Below are 24,129 nucleotides of genomic sequence, written 5' to 3'. Positions count from 1 at the left end.
TCTGTGCCGGCCCCGTTCATCCTGCCGGGCGTCGGGCGTACACGGAGGGGAAACGGCCGTCCCGACGCGACGGGCGACGCGGGCGGGCAGCGGAGACTCGGCCCGGGAAAATAGTGACGCCCGCCTGGCGGTGCCGGCGGGCGTGGTGGAGTGAGCTCCCCCGATTGGACTCGAACCAATAACCTGCCGGTTAACAGCCGGCTGCTCTGCCAATTGAGCTACAGGGGATCGCGTTTCCGGAACCGGATCTCTCCGGCACCGTGCGACGGGGACAAGCGTACAGGATTCCCCGGGGTGTTGGTCCAGGGGGTTACCGCCCACCTTCGAACCGTGAGAAGCCGGGACAAATCGCCATCCGGACACAGGGAGGCATGAGTAGAGAGGAGGATGGGTAGTTAGCTGCGGACAGAGGACGCAGGCGCGATACGACCGCTCCCGACCGGGTTCCTGGTACGGGATTGGTAGCGCGTCAGGTACGAAGGGAGCCGCCATGCGCGGAAAGATCATGTTCCTTGGCGGGCTGGCTGCGGGATTCGTCCTGGGCGCCCGCGCCGGTCGGGAGAAGTACGAGGAGCTGGTCGTCCGGGGCCGGAAGGTGCTGGACCACCCGACCGTGCAGGAGGCGGCCGGGGTCGCACAGGCCCAGGCGAACCGGCTCTACAGCGAGGGCAAGGACAAGCTCAGCCACTCCAAGCTGGGCGAGAAGCTCGGCAGCAGCAGTGGGGACGGCAGGCAGGGGCTGACCGCCGCCGACGACGCCTTCGCCGGCACGCCGGCCACGGTCGGGGCGAAGACCGGCAGCGCCAACTCCACCAGCACCGGATCGTCGGGCACCGGATCGGCCAGCAGCGCCAGCCGGAGCAAGCCGTCCGGTGGCGGGGCCAACGGCAGCACGTTCTGAGCGACGACGCCTTCGACGGGCCGGCCGCCTTATGCGGCCGGCCCGTCGGGCGTCGTACGGTCCGGTCAGTCGTACGGTCCGGTCAGTCGGACGTTCCGCGGGTCCGGTCAGTCACGGTTGGTGCTGAAGGCGGCGTCGAAGGCCGCCGCCGGGGCGTCGAAGGCCAGCCGGCGGACGAACTGGAGCGCCTCGGGCGCGCCGACGAGGCGGTCCATCCCGGCGTCCTCCCACTCGATCGAGAGCGGGCCGTCGTACCCGATGGCGTTCAACGCCCGGAAGCAGTCCTCCCAGGGCACGTCGCCGTGCCCGGTGGAGACGAAGTCCCAGCCGCGGCGTAGGTCGGCCCAGGGCAGGTGGGAGGAGAGCCGGCCCCGGCGCCCGTCGCCGGTACGCACCTTCGCGTCCTTGCAGTCGACGTGGTAGATCCGGTCGGCGAAGTCGAGGATGAAGTTCACCGGGTCCAGGTCCTGCCAGACGAAGTGGGACGGATCCCAGTTCAGGCCGAAGGCGGGGCGGTGCCCGATCGCCTCCAGGGTCCGCCGGGTGGTCCAGTAGTCGTAGGCGATCTCGCTGGGGTGGACCTCGTGCGCGAACCGCACGCCCACCTCGTCGAAGACGTCGAGGATCGGGTTCCACCGGTCGGCGAAGTCCTGGTACCCGCGCTCGATCATGGACGGCGGCACCGGCGGGAACATCGCCAGGGTGTGCCAGATCGATGATCCGGTGAAGCCGACGACGGTGTGGACGCCGAGCTTCGCCGCCGCGCGGGCGGTGTCCTTGATCTCCTCGGCGGCCCGCTGGCGGACCCCCTCGGGCTCGCCGTCACCCCAGATCCGGGCCGGCAGGATGTCCTGGTGCCGCTCGTCGATCGGATGGTCGCAGACCGCCTGGCCGACGAGGTGGTTGGAGATGGCGAAGACCTGGAGGTTGTGCTTCGCCAGCGTCTCGCGCTTGCGGTCGACGTACGAGTCGTCGGCCAGTGCCCGGTCGACCTCGAAGTGGTCACCCCAGCAGGCGATCTCCAGTCCGTCGTAGCCCCACTCGGCGGCGAGCCGGCAGACCTCGTCGAACGGAAGATCGGCCCACTGGCCGGTGAAGAGTGTGATGGGTCGCGCCATTGTCCTTCTCCCCTGTGGTGATCAGGGATTCCGCGGGCGGGACCGGGGCGAGGGTGACCGGCCCCGGGACGAGGGGCCGCGCCGGAGGGAGGGACCGGTGGGCGCCGCCCCGCCGGATCACCGACGGAGGTGCACCTGGCGCCCAGCGGGTTGCGCCTCCCGCCGGGCCACCGGCCGCCTGTCACGGCTGCCGTCACCCACTCTAGGACCGCCGCCGCCGGTTCGGAAGGCCCGGCGACCGAGACCGACAGCCGTGCTCCCGGGCGAGGACGCCGCTCCACTCCGACGGGCGGGCTGTCGAGCTGTGCGCACGGGCGGGGCGGGGGATTTTTGGTTGCAGGGGTCCCCTGCTCCTCACCAGGAGGTAACAGGGGACCCCTGCTCACACCTCAGCGGCGCACACCCGGGCGGGAGGCGCGAGCTACGGCAGGGTCCACTTCTGGTTCGCGCCCGCGTGACACGTCCACAGGTGCACCGCCTGACCATCGGCAGCGCTGTTCCCCGAGACGTCCAGACACTTACCCGACTGCGGATTACGCACCGTCCCGTCCGCCTGCGCCGACCACACCTGCGCACCCGAACCGTTACACGTCCACAACTGGATCTTCGTACCGTCCGCCGAACCACCACCCGAGACGTCCAGACACTTCCCCAACGCCCGCACCGGACCACTCGGCGTCACCGACCACGTCTGCGCCGCGCTGCCGTTGCACGAGTGGATCTGCACCTGCGTCCCGTCGGCCGTGCTCCCGTTCCGCACGTCGAGGCACTTGCCGCCCAACCCGACGACCGGGCCGGTGCCGGTGCCGCCGGGGGACCGGACGAGGGTGACGTCGTCGACGTCGAAGAGACCGGAGCCGCTGCCGGTGAAGGTCAGGTACAGGTTCTGCGTACCGGACGGCACCCCGGCGAGAGTGGCGCCGACATCGGCGAAGGTGTCCCAACCTCCGGTGTTGGGGACCGCCACCTGGCCGAGCACGGGGCCGGTGGCGGAGCCGGCCCGTACCTGGATGGTGCCGCCCGGTCCGCCGGAGACGACCCGGGCCCGCACCGCGTTCACCCCGGTCAGGTCGAGGCCGTGGTACCCGGCCCAGTCGCCCGGGTCGACGTACCCGAGGGTCTGCCCACCGTTGGCCCCGGTCTTGGGGTACGCGGAGACCCCGCTGGCGGTGCTGAACGCCTCGGCCTGCACGGTGGTGTTCCCGCCCGGTGGGCCGCCGCCCAGTTCCTTGATCCGGATGTTGCGGAACGAGACGTCGTCGCCCGTACCGTGGTTCTGGAGCCCGATGTGGCCGGCGAGGGAACGGGCCGGGTCGGTGTTGGTGAAGTCGTTGATCTTCCGCCCGTTGAGGAATACCTGGAGCCGTTCCCCCTCGACGAGCAGTTCGTAGGTGTTCCACTCCCCCGGCGGGTTCAACGCGGCGTCCCGGGCGGCGAGGTCGGCGGACTTGAACGTGTAGACCGCGCCGGTGGTGCGGTCGGCCGCGTCGGTGGCGTCGATCTGGATCTCGTAGCCGTTGTTCACCGCCGACCAGGGGTCGTTCGACGGCGGGAAGCCGACGAAGACGCCGGAGTTGTCGTCGCCGGCCATCCGCCAGTCGAGTTTGAGCGAGTAGTTGGTGAACTGCTTCGCGCTGTACCAGTACAGGCCCATCCCGCCGACCGAGGTGAGGGTGGCGTCGGTGTTGGTGAAGCTGCCCGGTCCGGCCTGCGACCAGCCGGTGGTGGAGCCGTCGTAGAGGGTGGTGTAGCCGGTCTCGGCGCGGCAGTCGGCCCGGGTCCGTCCGGCCGCGTACCGGATGCCGCCGAGTAGGTGCGCCCGGAAGGCCGGATCGGCGTACGACGCCTGGGTGTGCCCGCCGCCGGTGTAGAACGACCGTCCGGCGCTCACCGGCCGGCACCAGGCGATCGGGTGGTCGGCCCCCATCTGCCCGCCCGTGTACGACGACTCGTCGAGGGTGGCGAGCACCCGGACGGACGGGCGGGGGTTGGCCCGGTAGTCGTACCACTCGTCGGTGCGGGTCCAGGTGCGCGGCAGGTGGGCGGTGGCCGCGTGCGCCCGGTCCGTCACGTGCACGTGGGCCTGCTGGATGGCCGGGTGCGAGGCGAAGTAGGCGCCCACCAGGTTGCCGTAGAACGGCCAGCCGTACTCGGTGTCGGCCGCCGAGTGGACGCCGACGAACCCGCCGCCGCCGTTGACGTACGCCTCGAAGGCGCTCTGCTGGCCGGCGTCGAGCACGTCGCCGGTGGTGTTCAGGAAGATCACCGCCTCGTACTGGGCGAGGTTGGCGGTGGTGAAGCGGGTGGCGTCCTCGGTGGCGGTGACGGTGAAGTTGTGGGCCGCGCCGAGCTCCCGCACGGCCTGGGTGCCCACCGCGATCGAGTCGTGTCGGAAGCCGGCGGTCTTGGAGAAGACGAGCACGTCGTACGGGGCGTCGGCGGCGCTGGCCGGGGTGGCGGGGGTGGTGCAGGCGAGGACGGCGAGGACGGCGGTGGCCGCGCCGACGGCGGATCGGAGGCGTCTGCGCATGTCGGGCTCCCGGTGGAGGGTTCGGTTCCTCACGGCAGGGTCCACTTCTGGTTCGCGCCCGCGTGACACGTCCACAGGTGCACCGCCTGACCATCGGCAGCGGTGTTCCCGGAGACGTCCAGACACTTACCCGACTGCGGATTACGCACCGTCCCGTCCGCCTGCGCCGACCACACCTGCGCACCCGAACCGTTACACGTCCACAACTGGATCTTCGTACCGTCCGCCGAACCACCACCCGAGACGTCCAGACACTTCCCCAACGCCCGCACCGGACCATTCGGCGTCACCGACCAGGTCTGCGCCGCCGTACCGTTGCAGGAGTAGATCTGGATCTGCGTCCCGTCCGCCGTGCCCGCGTTCCGCACGTCGAGACATTTGCCACCCATGCCGACCACCGGGCCGCTGGTGGCGGTGCCGGTGACGAAGCCGAACGCGTCGACGTCGAACAGCGCGCCGGTGCCACCGGCGAAGGTCAGGTAGAGCCGGCCGGTGGTGGCCGGCGCGCCGGAGATGGTGCCGGTGACAGTGGTGAAGGTCTCCCAGCCGCCGGTGACCGGCACGGTGGCCGAGCCGAGGACGGTGCCGGTGGGCGAGCCGACCCGCACCTGGATGGTGCCGCCGATGCCGCCGGAGGAGACCCGCGCGTGGAACGAGGTGACGGTGTCGAGTCGGTACGGCTCGAACGCGATCCAGTCCCCGTTGTCGATGCTGCCGATCGTCCGGCCGCCCTCGGCCGTGGCCTTGTCGTGCGGAGACACCCCGGAGGAGTCCTTGTGGTGCTCCGCCTGGCGCTTGCGCGGCTGGAGGATGTGCTGCTCGTGGGTGGTCAGTCCGCCGGAGTCGGTGTATTCGGCGTCGAAGACCGCGAAGATGTTGGCCGCCTCGTCGTGCTCACCGTCGACCGGGATGGTGATCGAGCCGGAGCAGCCGTTCTGCGAGGTGATCGCGTGGCCGTGCTGGTCGTGGCCGAGCACGTAGGTCATCTTGACCTTGGTGCAGTCGATCGTCCCGTCCTCCGGGTCGGTGACGGTGATGTTGAACGGCACGGTGTCGCCGTAGGAGAAGAGCCGGCCCATCAGGGGGGAGTTGATCCGCACCGTGGGAGCCGTGTTGCCGACCCTGATCGACACGCTGGCGGTGCCGGTCGCGCCCTGCGGGTCCCGGACGGTCAGCGTGGCGGTGTACGAACCGTCGGTGGTGTACGTCTTGCTCGGGTTCGCCGACGTCGACGTGGTGCCGTCGCCGAAGTTCCAGGTGTGGGTCAGCGCGCCGCCGTCCGGGTCCGACGACCCGGCCGAGGAGAAGTTCACGGTCAACGGGGCCACCCCGGAGGTCCGGTCGGCGGTGGCCACGGCGGTCGGCGCGCGGTTGCCGCCGCCGATGTGGTCGTAGCGGTAGAGCGCCGAGTTGGCGTCGCCGTTGAAGTAGCCGGTGCCGTAGTCGAGCACGTAGAGCGCGCCGTCCGGACCGAAGGCCATGTCCATGACCTGCTTGCCGTTCCACGGGAAGGTGTCGATGACGCCCGGGGACCCGTCGGTGTTCAGGTGGATCGGCTTGACCCAGCCCCGGCCCAGCTCACCGGCGAAGAACTGCCCGTGGAAGGACTGCGGAAACTTGGTGGTGGAGGGGTTGGTGGCGTCGTACCGGTAGACCGGGCCGGCCATCGGCGACTCGGAGCCGCCGCCGAACTCGGGTGGGGTGCCGGCGTCGCCGGCGTACCGGATCCAGGCGGGCTTCGCCCCGGGCAGCGTCGACAGACCGGTGTTGCGGAACGAGTTGTTGGTCGGCCCGCCGGTGCAGTTGTACTTCGCCCCGGCGGTGCCGGTGGCGAAGTCCCACTCCGCGTACGTCTCGGTGGCGGTGTTCGTGCCGGTGCAGTACGGCCAGCCGTAGTTGCCCGGACCGGTGATCCGGTTGAACTCGACCTGACCGCTCGGTCCCCGGGCGCTGGTGGTGCCGGCGTCCGGGCCGTAGTCGCCGACGTAGACGATGCCGGTGGCCCGGTCGACGCTCATCCGGAACGGGTTGCGGAAGCCCATCGCGTAGATCTCCGGACGCGTCTTCGGGTCGGAGTCGACGAACATGTTCCCCGCCGGGATCGAGTACGTCCCATTGGTGTTCACCTTGATCCGCAGGATCTTGCCGCGCAGGTCGTTGGTGTTGGCCGAGGTGCGCTGGGCGTCGTACGCGGGGTTGCGGTTGGTGCGTTCGTCGATCGGGGCGTAGCCGGCGGAGTCGAACGGGTTGGTGTCGTCCCCGGTCGACAGGTACAGGTTGCCGGCCGCGTCGAAGTCGATGTCCCCACCGACGTGGCAGCACATCCCCCGGTCGGCCGGTACGTCGAGCACGGTGACCTGGCTGGACATGTTGAGCGTCCAGTCGGCGTTGAGGGTGAAGCGGGAGAGCCGGTTGACGCCCTGCCAGGCGGAGAAGTCGGTGCCGGTGGCCGGGGCGTCCCCGCCGGGGGTGGCCAGCGGCGGCGCGTAGTAGAGGTAGACGTGCCGGTTGCTGGCGAAGTTCGGGTCCGCCCCGACGCCCTGGAGGCCCTCCTCGTCGTGGAGGTAGACCGGGATGGTGCCGAGCACGGTGGTGGTGCCGGCCGAGTCGGTGCGGCGCAGGGTGCCGTTGCGGGCGGTGTGCAGCACGGAGCGGTCGGGCAGCACCGCGATGCTCATGGGTTCGCCGACCTCGGCGACCCCTTTGGCCAGGGTGACCTGCTGAAAGTCGGTGGCGTTGACGGGGTGGGCCGACGCGGGGGCCGCCGGGCCGCCGAGGGCGACCAGCCCGGCCGCGGCCACCAGTAGCAGCGCGGAGCCGGCCGACGGCGTTCGCCGGCCGGGGGTTCCGTCGTGTGTGGACATGCCTGGGTCCGTCCCTTCCTGACGTTCGACTGCCAGGGCGGGCGCGCGCCGTCGCGCCGGATGCCGTAGCGGGGGATGTGCGCGGCCCGTGCCGGGTGCCGTCCGGTCGAGCCGTGTCGTCCGGGGGCGTGGCGCAGGTGCGCGCCGACGCTCGGGGACGGTCGATGGATCACCGCGCCGCCGGTTCACCTCGACGGAACATGTTCGTGATGGCGACGACATTAAGGGGTTTCGATGTCCATGTCCATAGCTTCTGGCGGTTCTCGCCGAACTTCTGCTCAGTTCACGAAAAGTGGCCCCAGAGCCCTGGCTCGGGCACGCGCCGGGCCAGCTCAGCGGGACCGACAGCGGTAGGGGTGCTCACGCTTCGCGTCCTCTGGAGCTGCCCGCACAGACGGGGCAACGGGCTGGCCGGGACAGCGGGATGGGCGGTCGCACCAGGCGACCGCCGTCGAGGGCCCGGGCGCACGAACGGGGCAGCTCGACAGCGTCGCGCCGGTCGTACCTCGACCGGTCTTCCCGCCCTGACGCGCGTGCGGCACGCCGCCCCGGCCGCCGGTTCGCGGACCGCTCTGCGCGGGGCGCGGGGCGCGGGGCGCGGGGCGCGGGGCGCGGGGCGCGGGGCGCGGGGCGCGGGGCGCGGGGCGCGGGGCGCGGCACAGTCTCGCGCGTGCTGTCTCGCGCCTTGCGGTGGACCGCCTCCTGGTGCAGGAGGGTGCCCCGCCCGTCCACCGGGCCGGGAGAGCACCCGTCGGCCGGCGGCGACGTCGGCGGCGAGGACGCCGGTAGGCGGGCCCGGTTCGGTGTGACGGACGGGGCCGGGCGGGCGGGGTCGGTCGGCGTCTCGACCCTGCCCACCCGTGTCGACCGCCCGGAACGGGGTGTCGTCCCGGACGGACACTGGGAACGGGAGGGTCCGGTCCTCCGGCGCGACCGGGGAATCCCGGTCCGGCCGCGCCGGACGACCGTCGTGCTGTCGTGCCCCACCGGGCCGGACATGGTCCGCCGGGGCACGCCCTCTCCGGATCGGACCTCGTCTCCGGCCGCGGGGCGCAACCGCGGCCGGCCCTCGCCGGTCGGTCCGGAAAAGTCGCTCGGATGGGACGCCGGTGGCGGTCCCACGATGGGCGGGAGGGGCAACCGGTGACGGGATACCGCGACCGACGCCCCGGAGGGTCAGGCGGCCACCGTCACCAGGGCCGGTTCCACCTCGGTCCAGGACGAGCCGAGTTCCGCCGAGCGGGTCACCGCGTCCAGCACGAGCTGGACCTGCAACGCGTCGGCGAACGAGGGGGCCGGGTCGGTGCCGGTGGCGACCGCCTCGACGAAGTCGCGCATCTGGTGGGTGAAGGAGTGCTCGTAGCCGATGATGTGTCCCGGCGGCCACCAGGCCGACATGTACGGGTGGTCGCCCTCGGTGACCAGGATCCGGCTGAAGCCCTGTTCCGCCGGGGGCAGCGCGGCGTCGTAGAACTCCAACTCGTTGAGGCGCTCCAGGTCGAACACCACGGTGCCGAGCGAGCCGTTGATCTCGACCCGCAGGGCGTTCTTCCGGCCGGTGGCGAAACGGCTCGCCTCGTACGTCGCCAGCGCCCCGCCGTCGAGCCGGGCGACGAAGACCGCCGCGTCGTCCACGGTGACCGTCCCGGTGGCCGGGCCGGAGCCGTCGACCCCCGCGGAGCCGTCCACGCTGCCGGTCAAGCCCTGCGCGTCGGCCGGCAGCGGTCGCTCCTTGACGAAGGTCTCGGTGACCGCGCTGACCCCGGTGATCCGCTGCCCGGTGACGAACTGCGTCAGGTCGATGATGTGCGCCCCGATGTCGCCCAGCGCGCCGGATCCCGCCCGGTCCTTGAGCAGTCGCCAGACCAGCGGGAACTGCGGGTCCACGATCCAGTCCTGGAGGTACGTCGCCCGGACGTGCCGGATGACGCCCAGCCGGCCGGCGGCGACCAGGTCACGCATCATGGTGACCGCGGGCACCCGGCGGTAGTTGAAACCGCACATCGACCGAACACCGGCCGTCCGGGCCGTGGCCGCCGCGGCAGCCATCGCCCGGGCCTCCTCGACCGTGTTGGCCAGCGGCTTCTCGCACAGGACGTGCTTGCCGGCGGCCAGCGCGGCCAGGGCGATCTCGGCGTGGCTGTCCCCCGGGGTGCAGACGTCGACCACGTCGATGTCGTCCCGGGTGACCAGGTCACGCCAGTCAGTGGTGTGCCCCTCCCAGCCGAGCCGGTCGGCCGCGTCGGCCACCTTCCCGGCGTCCCGGCCGCAGATCAGTGTCATCCGGGCCCGTGCCGGCAGGTCGTACACCCGGTTCACGGTGCGCCACGCCTGCGAGTGCGCGGCGCCCATGAACGCGTAGCCGACCAGGCCGACCCGCAGTTCCCGTGGTGATGTGGACAAGGTGGGTCTCCCCCCGTGTGTCAGAACCCGAGCTTGAGGTAGCTGCCCGCGTTCTCCTTGGTGATCGTCTCCGAGGCGAGCACGATCTCCTTCGGTACCTGGAGCTCCACCAGGTCGGACATGCCCTTGCCCTGACCGATCAGCCGGGCCAGGGAGATGGCCGAGGAGGCCATCGACGGGCTGTAGGTGACGGTCGCCTTCAGCACGGTGTTGTCGGCCTGGATGTCCTCCATGGCCTTCTTGGAACCCGCGCCGCCGACCATGAAGAACTCCTTGCGGCCGGACTGGTTGACCGCGGCGAGCACCCCGATGCCCTGGTCGTCGTCGTGGTTCCAGAGCGCGTCCATCTTCGGCAGCGCCTGGAGCAGGCCGGTGGCCGCCTGCTGGCCGGAGTCGGCGGTGAACTCCGCCGGCCGCCGGTTGGCCACCTTGAAGCCGAACGAGGCGAGGGTGTCGGCGAACCCCTTCGACCGTTCCTGGGTCAGCTCCAACGAGTCGATGCCGGGGATCTCCCCGATGATCGGGTTGGTGACGCCCTTGGCCCGCAACTGCTCCACGATGTACGTCGCGGCGGCCACGCCCATGCCGTAGTTGTCGCCCTTGATCTGGGTCCGGTACGCCCGGGCGTCCGGGAAGGCCCGGTCCAGGTTGACCACCGGGATGCCGGCCTTCATCGCCTCCAGGCCGAAGGCGTTGAGTTCCTTGCCGTCGTGCGGCAGCAGCACGATCACGTCGGGCTTCTGCGACAGCAGGGTGGAGAGCGCGGCCCGCTGGGCCGCCGCGTCCGCGCCGGCCTCGACCGTCTTGAACTCCACGTCGGAGTACGCCGCCGCCTGCGCCTTGGCGTTGCTGGTGATCGCGGCGATCCAGCCGTGGTCGGCGGCCGGGGCGGAGAAGCCGATGGTGACGCGCTTGCCGGGCTCGGCGTTGCCGCCCGTCTCGGCGGCCTTGGTCTGCGCGGCGGTCGGTGCGGTCTCGTTGCTGGTGCAGCCGGCGAGCAGCGCGCCGGCGCCGAGCGCGGCCGTACCGAACAGCAGCCGGCGGCGCGGCAGTTCGGGGCGGTGCTGGGTCATCGTGACCTCCTGGGTGCGGGGGTGGTGGAGGAGTCCGGAGGAAGGGTGCGTTCGTCCCGGCCACCGTCGGGTACGGGGTGGCCGCCGGTCGGGCGTGGTGCGGTGTCCGGGTGCCGCCGCCGGGTCAGGCGGTGGTCATCCGGTTGCGCTTGAGGAACTGGGAGAGACTGCGGAACTGGACCTGCTGGACCAGGACCGCGGCGACGATGATGCCGCCCTTGACCATGTTCTGGGCCTCGGTGGAGAGCCCGTTGATGGCGAACAGGTTGGTGATGGTGGAGAAGATGATCACGCCAAGCAGGGAGCCGACGATGGTGCCCCGGCCGCCGCTGAGCAGCGTCCCGCCGATGATCGCGGCGGCGATCGCGTCGAGTTCGTAGAGGTTGGCCATGGCCGCCTGGGCCGACGTTGCCTGGGAAGTGAGCATGATGGCGGCGATGCCGCAGCAGAGCCCGGAGAGCCCGTAGAGCAGCAGGGTGTGCCGCCGGACGTCGATGCCGGCCAGCCGGGCCGCCTCCGGGTTGCCGCCGACGGCGACGGTGCGCCGGCCGAAGGTGGTGCGGTTGAGCAGCACCCACCCGGCGATCACCACCGCGGCGAGGATGTAGACCAGCAGCGGGATGCCGAGCAGGTTGGTGATGGCGATGCCGTTGATGGTGGCGTTGTCGGAGACCTGGGTCTGCTTGTCGGAGATCTCCGCCGCGAGGCCCCGGGCCGCGACCATCATGGCCAGGGTGGCGATGAAGGGCACCAGCTTCCCGTACGCGACGAGCAGGCCGTTGACCAGGCCGACCGCCAGGCCGACGGTGAGCGCACTGAAGATCATGCCGCCCGCGCCGAAGCTCTGGGTGGCGACGGTGGTGCACCAGACCCCGGCCAGCGCGACGATCGCCCCGACCGAGAGGTCGATGCCCCCTCCGATGATCACGAAGGTCATGCCCACGGTCACCACGCCGACCACCGAGGCCAGCTTGAGGATGATGAGGATGTTGTTCCAGACCCAGGAGGAGTCGCCGTAGAGGTCGGGGCGGGTGGCGATCCCGATGGCCACCAGCACCACCAGCACGGCGATCAGGCCCAGGTTGCGCCGCGCGCCCTCGCCGTCCTCGCCCCGCCAGAGGGAGAGGACGCCCCGGCCGGCGGCGGCGTCGGTGCCCGCCTTGTGCACCGGGGGCGCCTGTGCCGGCAGGTCGGTGGGACGGTCCGGGGTGGTCGTGCCTGTCGCGTCGCTCATGCCGTCGCCTCGCTTGTGCGTGTGGGCCGCCGCGCGGAGTTCATGCCGGCGCGCCTTCCAGGAGAGACCCCGCCATCACGAGGTCGAGCACGGTGTTCTCGTCAAGTTCGCCGGCCGGCGCCTCGCGCACGACCCGCCCTTCCCGCATCACCAGCACCCGGTCGGCCAGACCGAGCACCTCGGGGACCTCGCTGGAGACCAGCAGCACCCCGACGCCCCGGGCCGCCAACTGCCGGATCACCTGGTACAGCTCGGCCCGCGCGCCCACGTCCACGCCCCGGGTCGGCTCGTCGAGCAGCAGCAGCCGGGTGTCGCCGAGCAGCCAGCGCCCGACCACCACCTTCTGCTGGTTGCCGCCGGAGAGGGTGCGCACCGGCCGGCGCACGTCCTTCGGCCGCAGGTCGAGGACGTCGGCGATCCGGTCCGCCTCGGCCCGTTCCCGGTCGGCGTCGGTGAAGCCGAACCGGGCGTACCGACCGAAGGTGGCCAGGGTGACGTTCCGGAAGATCGGTTCGCCGAGCAGGAGTGCCTGGCTCTTGCGCTCCTCCGGGGCCATCCCCATCCCGGCGCGGACCGCCGCGCCGACGCTGCCCGGTCGCACCGGCCGGCCGGCCATCCGGACCGTGCCGGCGTCCGGACGGCGGGCGCCGAAGATGGTCTCCATCAGCTCCGACCGGCCGGAGCCGACCAGCCCGGCGATGCCGACGATCTCTCCGGCCCGGACGGTCAGCGAGACGTCGGCGAACTCGCCGGCGCGGGCCAGCCCGTCCACCCGGAGCAGTTCCGCGCCGGGGGCGGTGTCCGGGCGTTCGGGGAAGACGTACTCGATGGTCCGGCCGGTCATCCGGTTGACCAGGTCCCTGGTGGGGGTCTCCCGGGCGGGCAGGTTGGCCGCGGTCGTCCGGCCGTCCTTGAGGACGGTGACCCGGTCACCGATCTCGCGGATCTCCTCCATCCGGTGGGAGATGTAGATGACCGCGATGCCCTGCGCGGTCAGCTCCCGGATGATCCGGAAGAGGTTGCCGACCTCGTCGTGGGCGAGCACCGCGCTCGGTTCGTCCATGACGATCAGTCGGGCCTGGTGGGAGAGGGCCCGCGCCATGCTGACGATCTGCTTGCCCGCCGCCGGCAGCGCGCGGACCATCCGGCCCGGCGGGATCTCCGGGTGGCCGAGCCGGCCCAGGATCTCCCGGGTACGCCGGGCCGTCAGGCCACGACGGACGAAGCCGAGCCGGCGCGGCTCGTGGCCCAGGAACGCGTTCTCCGCGACGGAGAGGTCCTCGACCAGGTCGAGTTCCTGGTAGATGGTGGCGATGCCGGCGCGCATGGCGGCCTGCGGGTTGGCGAAGGTGGTCGGCTCGCCGCGCCACCACACCTGCCCCGAGTCCGGCCGGTGCACCCCGGCGAGCACCTTGATCAGGGTGGACTTGCCGGCGCCGTTCTGCCCGAGCAGACAGTGCACCTCGCCCGCCCGGACCTCCAGCTGCACCCCGTCCAGGGCGCGGACACCGGGGAAGGTCTTGACCACGTCGGTCAGCCGCAGCACCACGTCACCGGGAACGGTGTCGGCGGGCGCGTCGACCAGCGGCCGGGGTTCCGACCCGGACCCGGTGCTCACACGCCGGGGTTGCGATCCGGACCCGCTGCTCACACGCCGGGATTCCGACCCGGCACCGGTGCTCACGACGCCTCCAGGAAGGCCACGTCGCTGGCGAGCACCGCCGCGCCGGCGACCCCGGCGCGGGGGCCCAGTTCGGAGAGGACCACCGGCAGGTTGCCGGTGGCCAGCGGCAGCGACCGGCGGTAGACGACGCTGCGGATCTCGGCGAGCAGGACGTGGCCGAGCTGCGCCAGTCCCCCACCGATGACGATCATCGACGGGTTGGCGAAGCTGACCAGCCCGGCCAGCACGCCGCCGACCCGCCGTCCGCCCTCGCGGATGAGCTGGATGCAGGTGACGTCGCCCTCGACGGCACCGGCGGCGACGTCGAGCGCGGTGACCCGGCCCCGGGTGGCGAGCCGCTCCGCCAGCGCCGGGGAGGCGCCGCTGCGCGCGGCGGCGGTGGCGTCCTTGGCCAGTGCCGCGCCGCTGAACAGGGCCTCCAGGCAGCCGGCGTTGCCGCAGGAGCACACCGGACCGTGCGACTCGACCTGGATGTGGCCGATGTCGCCGGCACAGCCGTCGCTGCCCCGGTAGACCTCGCCGCCGAGGAAGATCCCGCACCCTATTCCCGTGCCGATCTTGACGAAGAGGAAGTCGTCCACCGAGTGGGCCACCCCGCCGTGCCGCTCGCCGATCGCCATGATGTTGACGTCGTTGTCGACCACCGCCGGGCAGCCGTGCTCGCGGGTGAGCAGTTCCCGGACCGGGAACCGGTCCCAGCCCGGCATGATCGGTGGGGAGACCGGCACCCCGTCCCGGAAGCTCACCGGGCCGGGCAACCCGACGCCGATCGCGTCGAGCCGCTCGTACGCCCCGTCGGCCTTCGCCTTGTGCAGCAGCTCGTTGACCCGGTGCAGGGTCGCCTTCGGCCCGGAGCGGATGTCGGCCTGTTCGGCGTAGGCGGCGACCGTTTCGAGCCGGCCGTTGACCACCTCGACGTCGATCGAGCTGGCACCCATGTCCACCGCGGCGAACCGCAGGCGGGGGTCCAGCTCGACCAGGGTGGACCGGCGACCGCCCCGGGACTTGGCCAGACCGGCCTCGGCGACGTAACCGAGGGCGACCAGCCGCTCCAGCTCGGCGATCAGACGCGGGCGGGGGATCTGGAGGCGGTCGGCGAGCTCCGCCCGGGAGAGCGCGCCCTCGTCGCGGAGCAACCAGAGCAGTCGCAGGTGCAGGGGATGGGCCTTCCGCACCGGACTCACCTCGCTTCAAGCCGTTCACGTCGACGTGACGTCGTCGTGTCGTGCCCGTCACAGTAGGAGGCTTCCGCCGAGCCTGTCCATAGCTTCAGACGATCTGGATTCAACTTTTGTTTTTCGCAGCAAAAGATTTGGTCGACTCGTCGAAACTTGTCGGTAACGTGCGACCCGTCCCGACCTGTCCCGCCGGTGCCTTGTTCCGGGGGCCGACACGACACCGCCCCCGCCATGGCGTGGCGGGGGCGGTGCGGCGGTACGGGGTGTCAGTGGGTCTCCGGGTGGCGCTCCCGTTCCCGCTTGCGGGCGTTCTTGCGGAGCTTCCGGTCGTCGCGCAGCTCGACGTACGGCTCCTTCTCCGGGGAGTGCCCGGCCGCGATCGCCCGGCTGCGTTCGAGCTCGGCGTCGAACTCGGCCCCGAGCAGGATGGCGATGTTGCTCAGCCAGAGCCAGACCAGGAAGATGATCACGCCGGCCAGCGCCCCGTACGTCTTGTTGTACGAGCCGAAGTTGCTCACGTAGAGCGCGAAGAGGCCCGAGACGGCCAGCCAGATCAGCACCGCCAGCACACCGCCCGGGCTGACCCAGCGGAACCCGCCGTGCCGGGCGTTCGGCGAGGCCCAGTAGAGGATCGCGAACATCAGGCTGACCAGCACCAACAGGACCGGCCACTTGGCGATGTTCCACACCGTGACCGCCGTCGAGCCGAGCCCGATCGCGTCCCCCGCCGCCTCGGCCAGCCGTCCGGTGAAGACCACGATCACCGCGCAGGCCAGCAGCATCACCCCGATCACGGCGGTCACCCCGACCCGGATCGGCAGAGTCTTCCAGATCGGCCGCCCCTCCGGCACGTCGTAGATCGAGTTGGAGGCGCGCATGAACGCCGCGACGTACCCGGAGGCCGACCAGAAGGCGGCGAGCAGACCGATCACCGCCGCCACGCTGGCCAGGCCACCGGAGGCGTTGGCCTGGTCGATGGCCCCCTCGATGATCCGGCGGATGTTCTCCTCCGGCACCGCCTCGGTGACCGTGTCCCGGACCTCGTTCGTGGCGCTCTCCCCGAGCAGACCGAGCAGCGAGACCAGCACCAGCAGGCCGGGGAAGATCGAGAGCACGCCGTAGTAGGTAAGCGCCGCCGCCCAGTCGGTCAGGCCGTCCTCGGAGAACTCCCGACCCGTACGGCGCAGCGTCGCCAGCCACCCCGTACCGGAGAGCTCGGTGGGGCTGTCCGGTCCGTCGTCCGGCCCGACCGGGCGGTTCCGGGTCGACGCGTCCCGCGCCGTCGGCTCCGCGTCCGCGCGGGGCTCGCCCCTCGTCGGTGCCACGTCCGCGCGGGCCTCGCCCGGATCGTCCGGCCCGCGCCGAGCGGTGGTGGTGGAACGGTCGCGGTGCCCGCCCCGGCCGGGGGACTCGTCGGAGGCCATCGCCCCTCCCTCAGGTCGGCTGTCTCCCCCTGCTCATGCCCCGACCCGGCCCCGGGTAACCACCGGCTGTCCGGGGCCCTACCGGTAGAGCAGCCGGGACGTCCGGCGGGACGCCACCACCAGGCACAGCGCCGTCAACCCGACCAGGTAGAGCACGTCGACCAGCCATCCCCCGCCCCCGGCGCCGAGCGCGACGTCCCGGAGCAGGTGCACCGAGCGGTAGAGCGGGGTCACCTCCACCACCCAGCGCAGCAGGTCCGGGTAGGCCTGCGCCGGGACGAAGGTGCCGGAGAAGAGGAAGAGGGTGAACTGCGCCGACCCGAGCAGGTCGAAGTCCTGCCAGCTCCGCATGAAGGTGGCGATGGTCATGCCCAGCGCACCGAACGCGAAGCCGACCAGCAGGGCCGCCGGCAGCGCCGTCGCCGCCCGGGGCACGGTGGTCAGGTCCATCGCCACCATCACCACGAGGAACGCCGCCGAGTAGAGCGAGCCGCGCAGCATCGCCCAGGCCAGCTCGCCGAGGGCGATCTCGAACGGCTGCACCGGAGTGGCGATCACCCCGTCGTACAGCTTCTGGTACTTCATCTTGCCGAAGAAGTTGAAGGTGGTCTCGGCCAGCGCGCCGGTCATCGCCGACGAGGCGAGCAGCGCCGGGGCGACGAACGTCGCGTAGGACACCACCCGGCCGTCGGGGAGCGTGAAGTCGCCGACCAGCGCCCCCACCCCGACGCCGATGGAGAAGAGGTAGAACACCGGCTCCAGGAAGCCGGAGACGAGCACCAGCCAGTACGCCGTACCGAGGGTGTCGATGTTCCGCCAGGCGACCGCGGAGGACCGGCGGGCGGCGGCACGGGCGTCGAGCAGCCGGGGCAGCACCAGAGCGACCACGGGTCCTCCCTAGACGACGAGGGTGCGGTGGAACACGCGCCGGGCCAGCGCCCAGCCGGTCAGGGCCCAGGCCGCGAGGTAGAGCAGGTGTCCGGTGGCGGACCACTGCGGGGCCACCCCGAGCGCGGCGGCCCGGCACAGGTCGACGCCGTGCCAGAGCGGGGTCACGTACGCCACCCAGCGCAGCCCCACCGGCAGCGACTCGACCGGGAAGAACACCCCGGCGAAGAGGGTCGCCGGGATCACCGCGAACCGGAACAGCAGCGCCAGGTAGCTGTCGCCGGGCACGCTGCCGGCGAACGCGAAGACCGGCGCGGCCACCGCCAGGCCGAGCAGCACCACCACCGGCAGGGCGAGCAGCGCCCACCCGGAACGCACCGCCCCGAACGCCGCCGCGACCAGCAGGAACGCGGCGGCGGAGGTGAGCACCCGGAGCAGGACGAAGACCAGGTGCCCGCCGAGGATGTCGCCGGCCCGCAGCGGGGCTGCGCTCTGCGCGTAGTAGAGCTTGGTCCACTGGAAGTTGCCGTAGACCGGCCAAGTCGACTCGCTGACCGCGACCTGGAAGGCGGTGGAGGCGACCAGCCCGGGCAGGATCCATTCGAGGTAGGGCACCCCGCCGACGCCCTGGTCGACGTACGCGCCGACGCCCACGCCGAAGCCGAGCACGGTGAGCACCGGCAGCAGGAACGACGAGAAGACGCTCGACCGCCAGGTGCGGCGGTAGCCGACCAGGTGGTACGACAGGACCGCCAGCGCCGGCACCCGGGGCAGCGCCGGCCGGGCCGCCTCCCGGCGGGTCTGCTGGGTCACGCTCATCCGTGCTTCCCGCCCTCAGTCGACCAGGGTGCGGCCGGTCAGGTGGAGGAAGACGTCCTCCAGGCTGCTGCGGCGGACCAGCACGCTCGCCGGGGTTAACCCGCGCGCGTGGACCTCGGCGACCGCGTCGTCCCCGTGGGCGACGTAGAGCAGGACCCGGTCGGGCAGCACCTCGACCCGCTCGCCGATATCGTCGAGCTTGCCGGCGAACGCCTCCTGCGACTCGGCGGCGAAGCGCAGCTCCACCACCTCCCGGGTGGAGTACCGCTCGATCAACGCCCGAGGCGCTCCCTCGGCGGCGATCCGGCCGCCGTCCATCACCACCAGGCGGTCGCAGAGCTGTTCCGCCTCGTCCATGTAGTGCGTGGTCAGCACCAGGGTGACGCCCTGCTGCTTGAGTCGGAACAGCCGTTCCCAGACCAGGTGCCGGGCCTGCGGGTCCAGCCCGGTGGTCGGTTCGTCCAGCAGGACGATCTCCGGCTCGTTGACCAGCGCGCGGGCGATGGTGAGCCGGCGCTTCATGCCACCGGAGAGCGGCTCGACCCGGCTGTCGGCGCGTTCGGCGAGCTGCACGAAGTCGAGCAGCTCGGCCGCGCGGTCCCGGGCCACCCGGCGGGGGATGCCGAAGTAGCGCGCGTAGGTGGTGAGATTTTCCCGGACGGTCAGCTCCGGGTCGAGGTTGTCCAGCTGCGGGCAGACGCCGAGGCGGGCCCGGATCGCCGGCCCGTCGCGGACCGGGTCCATGCCGAGGATGCGCAACTCCCCGTCGCTGGGCGGGGAGATGCAGCCGACCATCCGCATGGTCGAGGACTTGCCCGCGCCGTTTGGCCCGAGGAACCCGAAGGCTTCCCCGGCGTGGACGTCGACGTCGATCCCGTCCACGGCGGTGAAGTCACCGAACCGTTTCACCAGTCCCCGGGCCCGGATCAACACCTCTGCCGTCACGCCCCGACCCTAGCCGGCGCCCCTGACAGGCCCCACCGGTTTTCCCGGCGGGCCGACGGCACCGACGGCCCGCCCGGCCGGGGCCGCCCCTACAGCTCGCCGGGGCTGGTGGCGGCGCGGGCGGCGGCCACCAGCCGGTCGGTCTCGGCGGCCACCTCCGGGTCGTCGACCGGGGTGCCGGGGTCGTAGCGGACCGTCCAGGTCAGGCCGTCCACGCCGGGCACCCGGCGGGCGGCGATCCGGCCCGCGCCGCCGGGCACCGGGTGGTGTTCGGTGTACGCCACCGACTTGGTCACCCGGGCGCGCACCTGGTGCGGCAGCTCCCCGGGATCGAGGAGGAGGTAGGTGTCGGTGGGCGCGTCGGCGACCACCAGGTAGCCGTCCCGCTCGGCGAGGCGTTCCGCCGGGGTGACCCGCAGCTCCCGCCCGGACCAGACCGCCTTGAGGATGTCGTGCCAGCCCAGCCGCCCGTCCCGGCCGGGCAGCCAGAGCCCGAGGTTGGTGGCGACCGAGGCGGCCTCGTCACCGTCGCCCACCCGGGCCCAGGCGAGCACCCGCTCGTCGGCGGCCAACTCCGGCCGGTGCCGGGCGGGGAGCTTCGGTCGACGGTTGAACAGCCCCATCACAGTCCTCCCGCGGCCTGTTCGCGCAGCGCCCGGGCGTGCTGCTCCAGCGAGAGCAACTCGCCGAAGAGCGCGAAGTACTCGTCCTTGTTCGCCACCGGGTTCACCCGCTGGATCTTCGACTTGAGGTCCCTGATCCGGCCGGTGACCGATCCCCACTGCAGCTGGGCGAGGGTGATCGAAACGTACCTCGGGTCGGGTTCGCCGTCGATCCGCAGCGGCTCCACGGCCAGCTCCGCGACGAGGGCCTGCGCGGCCAGGTCGGCGCAGGCGTCCTGGACCCGGCCGACCCAGACCGCGCCGCCGGTCGCCGACGACACCCCGCCGGCCTCCGTGACGGCGGCGCGGACCACCTGGTGGACCGGGTGGCGGTACTCGTCCGCGCCGACCGCGTCGAACATCGGGCCGGCGAGCACCGGCTCCTGGAGGGCCAGTTTCAGCGCCTCCCGCTCGACCATCGACTGCGGGCTGTCCACCGCCGGTTCGCGGCTCGGGGCGGAGCGGGGCCTCTCCCGGCCGGCCGGCGCGCCCCCGGCGGCAAGCACCGCCCGCTGCACCGGTTCGATCTCCATGCCGAGGTCACCGGCGAGCTTGCGGACGTACTCGGGGCGCTTCTCGGCGTCCTTGAGCTTGGCGACCAACGGGGCGGCGCGGCGCATCGCCTCGACCCGGCCGTCGACGGTGTCCAGGTCGTACCGGCTGATCACGTGCCGCAGCGCGAAGTCGACAAGCGGCTCGCGCCGGGCGACCAGGTCCCGGACGGCCAGGTCGCCCTTTGCCAGCCGCAGCTCGCACGGGTCCATGTTGTCCGGGCTGACCGCGATGAAGGTCCGCCCGACGAAACGCTGGTCGTCCTCGAAGGCCCGCAGCGCGGCCTTCTGCCCGGCGGCGTCCCCGTCGAAAGTGAAGATGATCTCGCCGGCCACGTCGTCGCTGTCCAGCAGGAGGCGGCGCAGCACCCCGATGTGGTCCGCGCCGAAGGCGGTGCCGCAGGTCGCCACGGCGGTCGTCTCGCCGGCCAGGTGGCAGGCCATCACGTCGGTGTAGCCCTCGACCACGACCACCCGACCCTGCTTGGCGATCTCCCGCTTGGCCTGGTCGATGCCGTAGAGCACGTGCGACTTCTTGTAGATCGGCGTCTCGGGGGTGTTCAGGTACTTCGGGCCGTCGTCGTCGTCGAAGAGCTTCCGCGCGCCGAAGCCGATCACGTCGCCGCTGAGGTCCCGGATCGGCCAGAGCAGCCGGCGGCGGAACCGGTCGATCAGCGAACCGGAGCGGGCCGGCCGGGACAGCCCGGCGGTGACCAGCTCGTCGTGGCTGAAGCCCTGCTGACGCAGGTGCTTGGTGAGCAGGTCCCAGGCGTCCGGGGCGAAGCCGCAGCCGTACCGCTGGGCGGCGGCCCGGTCGAAGCCGCGCTCGGCGAGGAACTCCCGCGCCGGCCGGGCTCCGGCGGTGCCGAGCTGCGCGGTGTAGAACTCGACGGCGGCGGCGTGCGCGGCGACGAGGCGCTGCCGCTGGCCCTGCTGCTGCCGGACGCGGGGGGCGGGCTTGCCGTCCTCGACGTAGCGCAGCTGGATGCCGGCCCGGCCGGCGAGCCGTTCGACCGACTCGACGAAGCTGAGATGGTCGGCGTCCATCAGGAACTTGATCGCGTCGCCGCCCGCCCCGCAGCCGAAGCAGTAGAAGACGTTCCGGGCCGGCGAGACGTTGAACGACGGGCTCTTCTCGTCGTGGAACGGGCAGAGCCCCTTGAGGTTGCCGCCGCCGGCCGACTTCAGCGTCACCGTCTCCGAGATGACGTCCGCGATCGAGGTGCGTTCGCGTACCAGCGCGATGTCCTCGTCCCGGATCCGCCCAGCCATCCGCCACCTCCTCCGGCGTACATCCTGCCCTGCCGCACCGGGAATCGGCCCGGCGGGGGCACGGCGTGTGACGCCACCCGGACGGGGCCGGGCCGGCCGTGACGGTCAGGATCGGCGTCGCCAGAGGTGCCGGGTGACCGGCGGCGCGTCCTCCTCGTCGTACGAGCGGGCCGCCCGCACCGCCGCGGCCAGGCCGTACGGACGGCGGGTGCGGGTGGGTTGGACCAGGGGGTCCCGGGCGATGTCCCGCAGCAGCGCCACGGCGAGCCCGAGCATCACCAGCACGAACGGCAGCGCCACCATGATCGTCGCCTGTTGCAGCGCGTCGAGCCCGCCGGCGAGCAGCAGTGCCGCCGCGACCGCGCCGATCAGCGCACCCCAGAGCACCACCAGCGGCCGGTGCGGACGCAGCGACCCCCGGGTGCTGAGCGAACCGAGCACCAGCGCGGCGGAGTCCGCGCCGGTGACGAAGTAGATCGCGATCAGTACCACCGCCAGGACGCTGCTGAGAGTGGCCAGCGGCAGCCCGGCGAGCAGGCCGAACAGCGCCTCCTCACTGCCGGCCGCCACGTCGGCGACCAGGTCCCGGGCCCCGGTGGCCTGGGCGCGCAACGCGCTGCCGCCGAGCACCGCGAACCAGATCGCGCTGGCCCCGCTCGGCACGAGCAGCACCCCGACGACGAACTGCCGGACCGTCCGTCCCCGGGAGATGCGGGCGATGAAGATGCCGACGAACGGCGCCCAGGAGATCCACCACGCCCAGTAGAAGATCGTCCAGTCGCCGAGCCAGGACGGGTCGGAGAACGCCCCGGTCCGGGTGGACATGGTGAGCAGGTTGGCCAGGTAGTCGCCGACGGCGGCGGGCAGCACCTCCAGGGTGTAGACGGTCGGACCGAGCACGAAGACGAAGGCCAGCAGCGCCACCGCGAGCACCACGTTGGTGGTGGAGAGCCACTTGATGCCCCGGTGCAGCCCGGAGAAGGCCGACACGACGAAGGCCAGGGTGAGGGCGCCGATCACCACCAGTTCCACGGCGGTGCTCTCCGGCACCCCGGTGACGATGTCCAGTCCGGCGGCGACCTGGAGCGCGCCGAGGCCGAGGCTGGTCGCCGAGCCGAAGACGGTGGCGAAGACGGCCAGCAGGTCGATCGTCCGCCCCACCGGACCGTCGACGTGCCGGCCGAGCAGCGGGGTGAAGGCCGCCGAGATCCGGTTGCTCCGCCCCCGGCGGAAGGTGGAGTAGGCCAGGGCCAGCGCCACCACCGCGTAGATCGCCCAGGGGTGCAGCGTCCAGTGGAAGAGGGTGTACTGCATGGCCGCGGCGGCGGCCGGGCCGGTCTGCGGCGCGACGCCGCTGGCCGGGGGCGGAACGGCGTAGTGCTGGATCGGTTCGGCCACGGCGAAGAAGACCAGGCCGATGCCCATGCCGGCGCTGAACATCATGGCGGTCCACGCCAGGGTGCTGAACTCGGGCTCGTCGTCGTCCGCGCCGAGCCGGATCCGACCGAACCGGGAGGCGGCGAGCACCACGGCGAGGACCAGGAAGGCGTCGGCGGCGACCACGAAGAACCAGCCGAACGTGCCGATCACCCAGGACAGACCGGAGGTGCCGAAGGAGGCCAGCGAGGCCCGGCCGAACACCCCCCAGGCCACCACGGCGAGCACCCCGCCGACGCCCAGGACCAGCACCAGCGGGTCGACCGGCACCCTCGCGGGCTGCGTTCTCTCCTCGGCCATGGTCACCCTGCCCATCCTGTCGGGACCGCCGGTTATGCCCCCATACATAGCATCTGCGGCATCCCGAACGGCTTGGTCCCGGTTGTGGATCATGACTACTCTCGTGCCGGAAACGGACGGAGGACCATGACCGAGGAACCGGACACACCGCTGACCATCGCGCTGGCCGAGTACGAACACCTGCGGGAGGCCAGTCGTGCCATCGACGACCAGACGACGGCCCGGTTCACCTTCTTCCTGACCGTGGCGACCGCCGCCACCGCCGTCTCCGCCGGCATGGTCACCACCGGCACACCGGCCGGCGCGATCCGGCCGACCCTGCTGGCCGGGCTGGGCGCGCTGGTGCTGATGCTCGGCAGCGCGGTCTTCGCCCGACAGGTCGAGCTGAACGCCCGGGGCCGCCGGTACGCGGTCGCCGCGACGGTGCTGCGCACGTACCTGGCCCGGCGTGCGCCGGACCTGGCGCCGTACCTGATGATGCCGACGTTGGACGACCCGGGACCGTTCGCGCCGGAGCCGTTCCGCCGGCACTGGGCGCGTGACCTGGTCGGGCAGGCCGGCACCATCGGGCTGATCAACAGCGTGGTGGTGGCGGTGGCGGCCGGGGCCGGCCTGGCGGCGGTCGCGCCGGGCTGGCTCGCGGCGGCCGGCGCGGTCGCGGCCCTCGCCGGCACCGTCGCGGCACACCTGGTCGTGGTACGCCGCCGGGTGGCCCAGTCCGCCCGGCTGGTCGGCGAGGTGCTGGCGCGGCGCACCGCCCTGATCCCGGCCGACGACGCGGTACACGAGTCGTTCGCACGGGAGTAACCGCAGGTCACGGTCGCGTTAGCGGACCTCTCCTAGGGT

17 protein-coding genes and 1 tRNA gene are annotated in these 24,129 nt (G+C 72.1%); 2 read left to right on the top strand and 16 right to left on the bottom strand.

From position 1 onward, the window contains the following. Positions 1-155 precede the first annotated feature (155 nt). Positions 156-228: transfer RNA gene (locus GA0070618_RS17650), tRNA-Asn, on the bottom strand. Between the two features lie 262 nt (positions 229-490). Between GA0070618_RS17650 and GA0070618_RS17645 the strand changes: the two genes are divergently transcribed. Next, complete coding sequence (locus GA0070618_RS17645) at positions 491-901, top strand: hypothetical protein (RefSeq protein ID WP_088982617.1); 411 nt, start codon at positions 491-493, stop codon at positions 899-901. A gap of 107 nt (positions 902-1,008) precedes the next feature. On the opposite strand, the gene GA0070618_RS17640 is transcribed toward GA0070618_RS17645, so the two are convergent. The 15 genes from GA0070618_RS17640 to GA0070618_RS17565 all read right to left on the bottom strand — a co-directional run bounded on the left by GA0070618_RS17640 (position 1,009) and on the right by GA0070618_RS17565 (position 23,283). Beyond that, positions 1,009-2,019: a sugar phosphate isomerase/epimerase family protein gene (locus tag GA0070618_RS17640; RefSeq protein WP_088982616.1), complete on the bottom strand. Its 1,011-nt coding sequence runs from the start codon at positions 2,017-2,019 to the stop codon at positions 1,009-1,011. A gap of 421 nt (positions 2,020-2,440) precedes the next feature. Then, on the bottom strand, positions 2,441-4,549 hold the full coding sequence (locus GA0070618_RS17635; protein WP_088982615.1) for a ThuA domain-containing protein: 2,109 nt from the start codon (positions 4,547-4,549) through the stop codon (positions 2,441-2,443). A 29-nt stretch (positions 4,550-4,578) separates the two neighbouring features. Further along, positions 4,579-7,413, bottom strand: a complete 2,835-nt coding sequence (locus GA0070618_RS17630) for a PQQ-dependent sugar dehydrogenase (protein WP_088982614.1) — start codon at positions 7,411-7,413, stop codon at positions 4,579-4,581. A 1,176-nt stretch (positions 7,414-8,589) separates the two neighbouring features. Beyond that, positions 8,590-9,816 (bottom strand): Gfo/Idh/MocA family protein, encoded by a 1,227-nt coding sequence (locus tag GA0070618_RS17620; RefSeq protein WP_088982612.1) that lies wholly within the window; start codon positions 9,814-9,816, stop codon positions 8,590-8,592. Positions 9,817-9,836: 20 nt separating this feature from the next. Next, positions 9,837-10,889: a substrate-binding domain-containing protein gene (locus GA0070618_RS17615; RefSeq protein WP_088982611.1), complete on the bottom strand. Its 1,053-nt coding sequence runs from the start codon at positions 10,887-10,889 to the stop codon at positions 9,837-9,839. A 124-nt stretch (positions 10,890-11,013) separates the two neighbouring features. Further along, complete coding sequence (locus GA0070618_RS17610) at positions 11,014-12,123, bottom strand: ABC transporter permease (protein ID WP_088982610.1); 1,110 nt, start codon at positions 12,121-12,123, stop codon at positions 11,014-11,016. A 40-nt stretch (positions 12,124-12,163) separates the two neighbouring features. After that, positions 12,164-13,672, bottom strand: coding sequence for a sugar ABC transporter ATP-binding protein (locus tag GA0070618_RS17605; protein ID WP_172900396.1), 1,509 nt, complete (start codon positions 13,670-13,672; stop codon positions 12,164-12,166). 131 nt (positions 13,673-13,803) lie between these two features. Beyond that, the gene (locus GA0070618_RS17600; RefSeq protein WP_088985614.1) at positions 13,804-14,982 is read right to left on the bottom strand and encodes an ROK family transcriptional regulator; all 1,179 of its coding nucleotides are present in this window, start codon (positions 14,980-14,982) and stop codon (positions 13,804-13,806) included. A gap of 269 nt (positions 14,983-15,251) precedes the next feature. Then, positions 15,252-16,409: a YihY/virulence factor BrkB family protein gene (locus GA0070618_RS17595; RefSeq protein ID WP_088982608.1), complete on the bottom strand. Its 1,158-nt coding sequence runs from the start codon at positions 16,407-16,409 to the stop codon at positions 15,252-15,254. 78 nt (positions 16,410-16,487) lie between these two features. Continuing rightward, complete coding sequence (locus tag GA0070618_RS17590) at positions 16,488-17,297, bottom strand: ABC transporter permease (protein WP_088982607.1); 810 nt, start codon at positions 17,295-17,297, stop codon at positions 16,488-16,490. Between the two features lie 9 nt (positions 17,298-17,306). Further along, positions 17,307-18,116, bottom strand: a complete 810-nt coding sequence (locus GA0070618_RS17585) for an ABC transporter permease (RefSeq protein WP_088982606.1) — start codon at positions 18,114-18,116, stop codon at positions 17,307-17,309. A 15-nt stretch (positions 18,117-18,131) separates the two neighbouring features. Next, positions 18,132-19,061 (bottom strand): ABC transporter ATP-binding protein, encoded by a 930-nt coding sequence (locus GA0070618_RS17580; protein ID WP_088982605.1) that lies wholly within the window; start codon positions 19,059-19,061, stop codon positions 18,132-18,134. An 89-nt stretch (positions 19,062-19,150) separates the two neighbouring features. Continuing rightward, positions 19,151-19,684, bottom strand: coding sequence for a hypothetical protein (locus GA0070618_RS17575; protein WP_088982604.1), 534 nt, complete (start codon positions 19,682-19,684; stop codon positions 19,151-19,153). Beyond that, positions 19,684-21,546 carry a DNA primase gene (dnaG, locus tag GA0070618_RS17570; RefSeq protein WP_088982603.1) on the bottom strand — a complete coding sequence of 621 codons (1,863 nt, stop codon included), beginning with the start codon at positions 21,544-21,546 and terminating at the stop codon, positions 19,684-19,686. The genes GA0070618_RS17575 and dnaG overlap by 1 nt, the downstream gene beginning before the upstream one ends. Positions 21,547-21,651: 105 nt before the next feature. Further along, positions 21,652-23,283 (bottom strand): BCCT family transporter, encoded by a 1,632-nt coding sequence (locus GA0070618_RS17565; protein WP_088985613.1) that lies wholly within the window; start codon positions 23,281-23,283, stop codon positions 21,652-21,654. A 126-nt stretch (positions 23,284-23,409) separates the two neighbouring features. Here GA0070618_RS17565 and GA0070618_RS17560 point away from each other — a divergent pair, with 126 nt between their 5' ends. Then, positions 23,410-24,090: a hypothetical protein gene (locus tag GA0070618_RS17560; protein ID WP_088982602.1), complete on the top strand. Its 681-nt coding sequence runs from the start codon at positions 23,410-23,412 to the stop codon at positions 24,088-24,090. The last annotated feature ends 39 nt before the right edge of the window (positions 24,091-24,129 follow it).

This window comes from Micromonospora echinospora, from assembly GCF_900091495.1.
GTDB lineage: Bacteria > Actinomycetota > Actinomycetes > Mycobacteriales > Micromonosporaceae > Micromonospora > Micromonospora echinospora.
Note: the sequence above shows the minus strand (reverse complement) of the source record. Positions and strands in the feature narration are given on the sequence as shown.